The sequence below is a fragment of the Amycolatopsis sp. NPDC102389 genome (assembly GCF_044765885.1).
In the GTDB taxonomy this organism is placed as follows: domain Bacteria; phylum Actinomycetota; class Actinomycetes; order Mycobacteriales; family Pseudonocardiaceae; genus Amycolatopsis.
Window position 1 is genome coordinate 141,329 of record NZ_JBIWKX010000015.1, and the last position, 6,642, is coordinate 147,970.

Sequence of the window (6,642 nt, forward strand, 5' to 3'; positions counted from 1 at the left end):
CTGGAGGCGATGTGCGCGGACGTGGTCTGGCGGCGGCGACGGTACTGGTGGTCCTGTGCGGTGGCTCGGCCGCCGTCGCGGACACGACGACGGCGCGCTCGGCACGCAACATCATCTATATCCAGGGCGACGGTCTCGGTCTCGGTCAGCGGGATCTGCTCCGGCTGGCGCTCAAGGGCAAGGACGGCAGGCTCGCGATGGACGGGCTCGCGGCCACCGGTCTCGTGCGGACGGCTTCGGACGACCCCGACGAGATCGTCACCGACTCGGCCGCGGCGGCCACCGCCCTCGCGACCGGGCACAAGACGCGCAACGGCGCGGTCGGGGTGGACGGCCACGGGCGCCCGCTGGAGACGATCCTCGAACGGGCGAAGCGGGCGGGGAAGTCGACCGGTCTGGTCACCACCGCGCAGGTGACGGGCGCGTCGCCGGCGGCCTTCGCGGCACACGTGCCCAGCCGGGACTCGCAGAGCGACATCGCGAAGCAGTACATCGAGAACAGCCGCCCGGACGTCCTGCTCGGCGGCGGCGAGGACTGGTGGTATCCGAAGGGGAATCCCGGGCTCTGGCCGGACAAACCGGGGGAAGAGAGCCGAAGCCCCTACGGCAACCTGGTCGAACGCGCGCAGCGGACGGGCTACACCTACGTGCGCGACGGCGACGAACTGCGGACCACACGAGCGAACCGGATCCTCGGCCTGTTCGCGAACGAGGACATGGTCGACTACGGCCCGGACGGCGTCGGGAAGTACGCGCCGCGGGTGCCGCTCCAGCAGATGGCGCGCAAGGCGCTCGACACCCTCTCGAAGAACCCACGCGGCTTCTTCCTGTTCCTGGAGGAAGAGGGAACCGACGGGATGTCGCACGAGAACAACGCGCACGGCGTGATCGACGCGGGCCGTGCCCTCGACGCCACCGTCGCCGAGGTCCTGCGGTTCGTCCGCGCGCACCCCGACACGCTGGTGATCATCGGCGGCGACCACGAGACGGGCGGATTGAGCATCGAGAACCACGACGCGTCCGACACCGACCCCGACCAGGACGGTCCTTTCGACGTACCGGGCTCGAAGCTTCAGTTCACTGTGGACTGGACGACGCACGACCACACCGGCGCCGACACTCCCGTCACCGCCGAAGGTCCCGGCTCCACCCGGCTGGGTGGCACGGTCGAGAACACCGACGTCTACTGGGTGATGCGGATGGCTAGCGGTCTCTGAGCACGAAAAAGGCCGCCTCCGTCGACGGAGGCGGCCTTTTTCGCGGATTCGTCAGCCGATGCTCTCGACGACGGCCTCGGCGACCGCCTTCATCGTGGTCCGGCGATCCATCGCGGTGCGCTGGATCCAGCGGAACGCGTCCGGCTCGGTGAGCCCCTGACGGCTCATCAGCAGCCCCTTGGCGCGGTCGATGACCTTGCGGGTCTCGAGCCGGTCCGTGAGGCCCGCGACCTCGGATTCCAGGGCCTGCAACTCGGCGAACCGGCTCACGGCCAGCTCGATGGCGGGCACCAGGTCGCGTTTGGCGAACGGCTTGACCAGGTACGCCATCGTGCCCGCGTCCCTGGCCCGCTCGACGAGGTCGCGCTGGCTGAACGCGGTCAGGATGACGACCGGCGCGATCCGGTCGCCGGTGATCTTGGAAGCGGCCTCGATACCGTCGAGCTTCGGCATCTTGACGTCGAGAATCACCAGGTCGGGCTTCAACTCGGTGGCCAGGTTGATGGCCTGCTCGCCATCACCGGCCTCACCGACCACCTCGTAGCCCTCTTCGCGGAGCATCTCGACGAGGTCCAGACGGATGAGGGCCTCATCTTCGGCCACGAGCACCCGCCGCTGGGGTGCGGCGACGGCACCATTGGCCTCGGCAGCCTGCTCGGTCACCGGGGTCCTCCTGAAGGTCGTCGGGCAGTTCGGCTCGCGGTCTGTCCGCGAACCTGAAGCCTACCGGGAACGATCCAGACGGCTAGATGGCGTTCACCACGTCAGACGGTCGTCACACTCCCGGGCCCGGCGGAAGGCGCACTCCCGTGATCCCGTAAAGTTCACCTCGCGCCGCCCCCGTAGCCCAACTGGCAGAGGCAACGGATTCAAAACCCGTCCAGTGTGAGTTCGAATCTCACCGGGGGCACCAACAACTACCCCACAAGCAGATCCAGCCCGCTGGGCTGGGGCTTCTTGGGGATTCATGGGCTCGGTGATCCTCTCCGCCACCTGAGCGATCTCAGGCAGCTGGTCTGCGGGGAGCTTGATCGTCATTGTCGCACGCTCGCCGTCGTCGTGAATCACGATCGCGAGCTGGACTGCCTCGAAAAGGGCCTTGAGGTACTGCTCCGGCGCTTCGGTCAGGTTCATCACCAGGTGAGGTAGCGCGTCGATCAAGGACAGCTCACCACTGATCGGTCCACTCGCCTGATCCATCTGATTCGCCTCGTCCAGGTCCGCGTTCTTCGTCCGAAGACGCTTCTCCTCAGCTGCGAGCTCGTTGTAGCTGCCGCGCAGAGCCATCGTGAACGGGTCGTCCGGGTCTCCCTGCTGTGCCTGTTTGAGGATCGACGCCTGCTGTTTGGCGATCTCGACGAGTCTCCGCCGGATCCGCTGCCGTTCGGCCTCCCGCTCGGTTTCCGCGCGATCGTCGGTGCCGAGCAGGTCGGCTTCCAGGATCGCTCTCCGGTCAGGTCCGAAGACTCGTTCGGCGAAGAAACTTCGCGACGGCCTCGAGCAAGGCGTCCTCGCGCAGGTAGAGAGCCTTCTCGTGCTCGATGAACCGATCTGATCGGCCACGGTTGTTGTTGCTGGGCCTGCACAGGTAGTACGGCCGCCCATGACGTGACTCACCGACCATCCGCCGGCCACAGGAGTGGAACAGATGGCCGCGGAACCGGTAAGTCTTCCTGACAACGGGGTTCTTGTTCGGGATCTCCGGGTCGCGAGAACCTTGTTTCCCCTTCCAGCCGGCGTTGATCGCGTCGTACATCCACTTCGGAATCAGCGGCTCGTGCGCCGGAACCGTCGACCAGACCCACTTGACGGGGTCGTTGACCTTTCCCCGCGGGATCGTGTCGCTCGCCGGTTGAAGACCTGGTAGCCCGTGTACTTGGGGTTCCGCAGGATGTCGTAGACGCTGGAACGGCTCCAAGCTCCACGAGCCCGACGCCCTCCAGGCGGTATTGGAGGCGGGTACTTGGCGAGGTCCTCGTTCAGCCGGTCCGCGATCGTGTCGCAGCCGACACCTTCGTAGTACCGCCACAGCGCCATCTGTGTGACCGTCTCGCCGCGCAGGCCATCCGGTTCGAGTCGCGTCTTCGTGTAACCCTTGGCCGCTTTGACCGGGTTCGGGTGTTTGAAGACCTTCGCCTTGTAGCCGTGGCTCGGTTTGCCGATGTTCCAGCCTTCTCGAACATGGGTGCACAGACCGCCCCAAGACTGTTCGAGCGTGTTCAGCACCTCGTACTCGGCCACGGACTGGTTGATCCTGCGTTGCAGAATCCGCTGCGCGCGGCTCCCGGACACCGTGATGGGTTCATTCGAGGCGAACAGTGGCACGTCGTTCCGCTCAAGCTCACGCTCGACCGACAATCCTTCGAAGGCCCGGCGAGCGACCCGCGCGATGTTCTCGCAGATCACGACATCGAACCTGCGCTTCGGGTCGGCCGCCTCGGTCAGCAGATCGGCGATGCCCCCGTCACGCGCGATGGGGATGTCGAACCGGTCGTAGTTCTCGCCCCTTCCCCGAGCAGCCAGGTCCATTCGCCCTGACTCGACGTCGTAGAAGTGGGCGACGATCACCCACGACTCGGGGATGGCGGCTTTCGAGTTCCCGAGCTGGCGCAAGATGGACTGTCGGGGATCCTGCTGATCCTCTGTGGATGTCCTCGCCAGAAACGCCACGCGGACTTCGTCGCGCAACAGGGCGGTCGGCATGCCGAGCGGGGAGACCGCGTAGTCCGAGAGCCCAGATGGGCCGGACACCGGAATCTGTGTCCTTCGGCCCAGCAGTGCCGGGCCAAGGGTGGCGGCAGTCAACTCGTCGGGCGAGATCATGTGTTCTCGTGACCCTCTTCGGTTTCGTCAGATACGTTTTCGCGGGCCCACCGCAAGAGATCAGTGACAGCCGAAGCCAGTTGCAATCGAATCTGTTCGGCTTCGAAGCCATGAGTTCGTTCGACGTGGCCGGAAAACCGGCGGCTGGTACCGCGATGGCCTGATTGAGCGTAACACCAATCCGGCTGCTCTATTCCAGGAAACGGCGTCGCCTGTTCACCCTCGCGCCCGTGCCCCATCGTCCCTCCAAGACCGTGAGCTCGGCGGTCGATACAGTAGCGGGACCTGCCGCGGAGTAGGTCTCGTATCGCGTCTCGCCAGAGCTGAAGTGTCTCTGCAGACATGCACATCGATGCGCCGGATAATTCGCAATAGGCTCGGCAGGCCCGCCGGAGAAGCACTGCGAGAAACCCGTGCAGTACGGGTGACGGCGTCCCTTCATTCAGTCGAACTGAGAACTTCTTCAGAGGCTTTATTGCGCTATAAGCGCCCTCAATTGGTCGGAGCAAGCGAAGCGGCGCACGTCGCGCGTACGGGAGCCGCGAGCGAGACCTGCATGATCGATGGCGAGACTTGCCCCCTTACTCGGAGCATCGAGGCGGCCGCTCGGAGGCGCCTCCGCAGGCACCTTGCTCCGCAGGGTGGCATTCACCAGACCGGCAGTACGTCGGCCCACAGCGGCTGTCGCACCACCGAGACTGATCGGGACCTTGTCTCGTTCGGCTGGCGACACGAGACCTGTTCCATGTACCGGTCTCCAACGGCTTCTCACCAGCGATCTCCTGCGGCTGCGACTCGCTGTGGAGGCGAGCCAGCTTGACTGCCAACTACTCGATCGAGTGAAAATCGGCTTGCTCCAGGCTCAGAGCGTGCATCCGAGCAAGGACGGGCGCGAGGCGACTCCGAGCCTGATGACGATCTTTTCGCCACGCGAAAGCCGCCACGAGGTCCGCGGCGGGCTTACAGCCCCACACCGCGCTCCAGCTCGCAACCCAAAATCGCTCACAGCGTGGGTTCGTACCGAGGACGAGGTACGAGCAGCTTCCACCCAGGCTGACATAGCACCTGAGCTGCGACTTTCCGCCACCGTCGAGGTTCCACGGCTCGGCCGCCGCCGTTCCGGAGGCACCGCGTGAACACCTCCCGGCGTGACCTCTCCCTCTGGATTCAATGCGGCTGCACTGCGTTGGTCGCCCTCGGCGCGGCCTACGCCTCCTACATCCACGGCCGCCAGTTCGCCCTCCGCTTCGGCTCCGACACCATGACCGCATCCATCTGGCCCCTCATCGTCGACGGCCTCCTCACCACAGCCACCGTCGAACTCTGGAAACCGAACCGCGACGGCTCCAGCCGGTGGGCTGCCTGGGCCGCCTTTCTCTTCGGTATCTCGCTGTCGCTCTGCGCGAACATCGGCTCGGCGCCGGTGACCAGCACGCTCGGCGTCGCCGTCGCTGCTTGCCCTCCCCTTGCTCTGCTGCTGGCCGTCGAACTCCTCAACCGCGCACTCAAACGCCACCGCACCGAGCCCGCCGCTCCGGAGCTGACTCCCGCTGAGCGACCTCCCACCGAACCCGAGACGACCGCTCCCGCGACACCGCCCTCGATCACTCCTCTTCCGACGACCACGTCAGAGCAGGAAAACCACTTACCGAAGCCGACCGCCGAACAGCTGATGTGGAGCCACTACCAACACGAAAATGCCCAAGGCCGAACACCCACCGGCGCCGAACTGGACCGTATCGCCGGAACCCACAACTACGGCCGCCGCATCCTCCGAAAGTGGCGTCGCGAAGGCACACTCCCGCGCACAACCACTGCCGAGCCCGAAGCACCCCACTCCCGCAAGACACAGCCCGAATTCCAAACGACGACACCGAACCCCCTACCCCACGCCAACGCCCTTGAACGACAACTCACCGAGTCGGCGCCCTGAGATTCGCTCAAGATCCTGCCGACCGACAACGGGCCAGGGCCGGCTATCGACAGGTAAGGGCAAGCGTGGCTTGTTGCCTGCCAAAGGCTTGCCCTGCGGGGATCTGACGCACCCCAACCGTCTACCAGGGACGTCAATTTCATGGGCAATGTTCGTTTGGGCGCTTTGCACAGGGGCGCAAGAACCGGACATCGCGATATCATCCGGACGCGACCGCAGGAGCATCGTGATCGTGTCCTCGGCGGCAGGCCCCACGTCGGCGCCGCTCACCGCGTACTCGGCCAACGAGGCCCCCAGGACGCAACTCGATCCACGGCGACGTGGTCGGCTCCGGGGTTCCACTCGAACTGAATACCAGGACCTGTAGATCGTGCGCACCAGCGGTGCCCGGTGGCGCGTCTGTCCGGCGAGAATCTTCATGCTGTCCTGGATCCCGGCCGAGGTGAACCCGCTCCCGATAGAAGTGAGGCCGAGGTCGTCAACCTCGAAGCTCGCCGGTCTGGTCCGGGCGCGACAGCAGGAAACGGAAGATCCACGTCGTCGACAACCCGCGGATGGATCGATCTCGTCGGGACTAGCTTGAGTTTTAACCTGTTCGGCGGGGTCGCGGGCTGCTGGACTTGGTTTTCTTTCTGTGGCTGGGTTTCTGTCTGTTTGGGCTGGTCGCGG

The 6,642-nt window shown here is 65.4% G+C and carries 6 protein-coding genes and 1 tRNA gene; 4 read left to right on the forward strand and 3 right to left on the reverse strand.

Annotation, left to right across the window (positions count from 1 at the left end; translation table 11 throughout):
- Window positions 1–11: 11 nt before the first annotated feature.
- Window positions 12–1,217 carry an alkaline phosphatase gene (locus ACIRGA_RS16360; protein ID WP_400941746.1) on the forward strand — a complete coding sequence of 402 codons (1,206 nt, stop codon included), beginning with the start codon at window positions 12–14 and terminating at the stop codon, window positions 1,215–1,217.
- Between the two features lie 51 nt (window positions 1,218–1,268).
- On the opposite strand, the gene ACIRGA_RS16365 is transcribed toward ACIRGA_RS16360, so the two are convergent.
- The gene (locus ACIRGA_RS16365; protein WP_005157321.1) at window positions 1,269–1,880 is read right to left on the reverse strand and encodes an ANTAR domain-containing response regulator; all 612 of its coding nucleotides are present in this window, start codon (window positions 1,878–1,880) and stop codon (window positions 1,269–1,271) included.
- Window positions 1,881–2,053: 173 nt separating this feature from the next.
- Here ACIRGA_RS16365 and ACIRGA_RS16370 point away from each other — a divergent pair.
- Window positions 2,054–2,130, forward strand: a tRNA-Leu gene (locus ACIRGA_RS16370).
- Window positions 2,131–2,670: 540 nt separating this feature from the next.
- Here the strand turns inward: ACIRGA_RS16370 and ACIRGA_RS16375 are convergent.
- Both ACIRGA_RS16375 and ACIRGA_RS16380 read right to left on the reverse strand, forming a co-directional pair.
- On the reverse strand, window positions 2,671–2,973 hold the full coding sequence (locus tag ACIRGA_RS16375) for a zinc ribbon domain-containing protein (RefSeq protein ID WP_400941749.1): 303 nt from the start codon (window positions 2,971–2,973) through the stop codon (window positions 2,671–2,673).
- Between the two features lie 11 nt (window positions 2,974–2,984).
- Window positions 2,985–3,968 carry a recombinase family protein gene (locus ACIRGA_RS16380; protein ID WP_400941752.1) on the reverse strand — a complete coding sequence of 328 codons (984 nt, stop codon included), beginning with the start codon at window positions 3,966–3,968 and terminating at the stop codon, window positions 2,985–2,987.
- 80 nt (window positions 3,969–4,048) lie between these two features.
- Here ACIRGA_RS16380 and ACIRGA_RS16385 point away from each other — a divergent pair, with 80 nt between their 5' ends.
- Both ACIRGA_RS16385 and ACIRGA_RS16390 read left to right on the forward strand, forming a co-directional pair.
- A complete protein-coding gene (locus tag ACIRGA_RS16385; protein WP_400941754.1) occupies window positions 4,049–4,204 on the forward strand; it encodes a hypothetical protein in 156 nt (51 codons plus the stop codon).
- Between the two features lie 968 nt (window positions 4,205–5,172).
- Window positions 5,173–5,973 carry a DUF2637 domain-containing protein gene (locus tag ACIRGA_RS16390; RefSeq protein WP_400941757.1) on the forward strand — a complete coding sequence of 267 codons (801 nt, stop codon included), beginning with the start codon at window positions 5,173–5,175 and terminating at the stop codon, window positions 5,971–5,973.
- The last annotated feature ends 669 nt before the right edge of the window (window positions 5,974–6,642 follow it).

Coding starts and splice junctions, on each gene's coding strand:
- ACIRGA_RS16375 (WP_400941749.1), bottom strand. CDS start 2,973: ATGTACGACGCGATCAACGCCGGCTGGAAGGGGAAACAAGGTTCTCGC.